This window comes from Limimaricola litoreus, assembly GCF_024159025.1.
In the GTDB taxonomy this organism is placed as follows: Bacteria; Pseudomonadota; Alphaproteobacteria; order Rhodobacterales; family Rhodobacteraceae; genus Limimaricola; species Limimaricola litoreus.
On sequence record NZ_JAMYXC010000100.1, the window covers coordinates 1 to 798 of the forward strand.

The window sequence follows — 798 nt, forward strand, 5'->3', positions numbered from 1 at the left end:
ACGGCGGATCGGAGCATTCCGAAGTTTCGAAGATCTTCGACACCACCGCCTTCGGCTTCCGCGAGATCCGTGTGGAACGCCCGCTGCGCCTGCGCTTCGAGGCGACAGAAGAAACGATGGCGGCCCTCACGGCTGCGAAGCCCGTGGTGAAGCTGGACGAGAACGCCCGCGAGGGCTTGCTGGCCGCCGTGGAAACAGCCTGCGGAGATGCGCCGATCATGGACCGCGTGGTTTTCCGCAAGGCCCTGCGCGGCGCATTGAAGAAGCTTGAGATCAAGATTGGCGCGCCGGTGCAGAAGGCCATCGAGGCGGCGATCGGAACGCCGGACGAGGACGCGGCGATCTGTCTGGACAAGGACGGCAAACCCGAACCCGATCCGCAGCTGCGCGATTTCGAGCTTGTGCCGCTGGCCGAGGACTGGCGCGCATATGTCGCGCGAGAGGTCACGCCCTTCGTGCCCGATGCCTGGGTGGACGAGACCTATCGCGACGACAAGGATGGCGAGATTGGCCGCGTCGGCTACGAGATCAACTTCAACCGCTACTTCTACCGCTACGCCCCACCGCGCCCGGTGGCAGAGATTGACGATGACTTAACATCGCTCGAAGCGGAGATCGCAGGGCTTCTGGCAGAGGTGGTGGAATGATGTTTTCTCCACACAAACATTGGGTGCGGACCTTGCCCGCGGGCTGGCAGTGGCAGAGGGTCAGGGAAGCATTCACCCTAATGAATGGCTATCCTTACAAATCCGACGGGTTCAATCTCATTGGTGATGGACGGCCTGTCGTTAGAATTCG

1 pseudogene is annotated in these 798 nt (G+C 61.8%); it reads left to right on the forward strand.

Annotated elements, in window-relative coordinates:
- Positions 1–647 (forward strand): annotated as a pseudogene (locus NHG85_RS06790) (SAM-dependent DNA methyltransferase); the annotation flags it as partial.
- Positions 648–798 lie beyond the last annotated feature (151 nt).